This window comes from Mesorhizobium sp. M2C.T.Ca.TU.002.02.1.1, from assembly GCF_003997225.1.
In genome coordinates this window covers 1-1,498 of record NZ_RZTO01001130.1, presented here as the reverse complement: position 1 = coordinate 1,498, position 1,498 = coordinate 1, and the positions used below count along the sequence as shown (strand labels likewise).

General features: G+C 63.4%; 2 protein-coding genes. Both read right to left on the bottom strand.

Translation table 11 applies throughout. The features are described from left to right. On the bottom strand, nucleotides 1-798 hold a 798-nt coding region (locus tag EOD07_RS34030), incomplete at its 3' end, for a DMT family transporter (protein WP_164772825.1). Between the two features lie 124 nt (nucleotides 799-922). Next, nucleotides 923-1,279: a hypothetical protein gene (locus EOD07_RS34025; protein WP_127238317.1), complete on the bottom strand. Its 357-nt coding sequence runs from the start codon at nucleotides 1,277-1,279 to the stop codon at nucleotides 923-925. Nucleotides 1,280-1,498: the final 219 nt, after the last annotated feature.

Sequence of the window (1,498 nt, the reverse complement as noted above, 5' to 3'; positions counted from 1 at the left end):
CATGGGCAGGTCGGGGACGTCGCCGAAAATGACGAGGCCGAGCAGGATCGACCAGAGCAGGGCGGTGTAGCGGAAGGGCGCCATGAAGGAGATGTCGCCCGAGCGCATCGCCATGATGATGAACTGATAGCCGACGAGCACCAGCACCGCCGCGAGCGCCAGAAACGCGGTCGCCTGGCCGCTCATCGGCGACCAGCCACCCATCGGCGACAAAAGCAGCGCGCCCAGAACGGTCATGGCAAGCGCGGTCGCCGTCGACACCAGCATGGTGGGGATGGCCTCCGGGATGCGCTTGGTGGAGAGATCGCGCACCGCGCAGCAGGCGACGCTGGCCAATGCCATCAGCGAATAGACGCTGAACCCTTCGAAACCCGGCCGCACGATGATCAGCACGCCGACGAAGCCGGCGGCAATGGCGGTCCAGCGTCGCCAGCCGACGCTTTCGCCGAACACCAAGGCCGCGCCCATGGTCACAGCAAGGGGCAGCGCCTGCATGACGGCCGAGACATTGCCGATCGGCAGATGCGCAAGCGCGATCAGGAAAGACACAGTGGCGCCGGCTTCACCGGCGACGCGCATGGCAACCATCGGGTGCAGCATGGCGGCCGGATTGGCAAGCGCGCCGCGCTTCCAGGCGAGCAGGCCGACGAACAGCGACGCGAAGGCGCCGCGCACCAGCATGACCTGCGCCATGTTCATCGATTCGGAAGAGAATTTGGTGATCGCATCGTTCAAGGTGAAGCCGACCATGGCTACGATCATGAACAGCGCGCCGCGCAGATTTGGCGAGAGGGGCAAAGGCGTTTCCGGATTCTATTTTGGATCGAACCTGTAGCAGGTCGGCGGAAACAGCAACGCCAAAAGAAATGGGCCACGAATTTCTGCGCGGCCCATGAGATCGATTTGCCGAAGTCCCGAAGACTTACTTCGGCGTCAGCACTTCGGTGCCGTTGCCGTTCTGGCCGGCGATGGTCCATAGCCCGTGCAGGGAGCCGTCCTTCTCGATCTTGTAGACGACGAGGCCGACCTCCTTGCCCATCGCGTAGCCGGCGGAAAACGCATTGTCGTTACGCATGCAGATGCCGTCCGAGGTCGAGCCGCCGGTCTCCCAGTGGATCGTGCAGGTCGTGTCGCTGGTCAGCGTGATCGTTGCCTCGCCGCCATATTTGGAGCCGTCGAAATTGGTGCCGGCGACGGTGTAGGTGCCGCCGATCGACTGAGCCGCGGCCGGCATGGAAGCAATCCCAAGCATTGCGAGTGAAAGCATGAATGCGCGCATGTGCACTCCCCCTAGAGCGAAAATCGCGCTCGAAAGCTAGGCCGGAAAAGGCCAGCGGTAAATCGGGCGGAGGATGGCGTGGAGGGTTTATTTCGAGTGTGGCCCGGAGGCCTCGTGCAGGCTGCCGGCAATGGCGCCGACCAGCGGGTCGTATTTTGTCTTGAGCGCCGCGGGGTACTCGATGAAGACGCTGTGGATGACGTCCTCCTTGCCGAACAC

Bases quoted from the DNA above. Each gene is read 5' to 3' on its own strand.
- EOD07_RS34025 (WP_127238317.1), bottom strand. From the start codon at position 1,279: ATGCGCGCATTCATGCTTTCACTCGCAATGCTTGGGATTGCTTCCATG.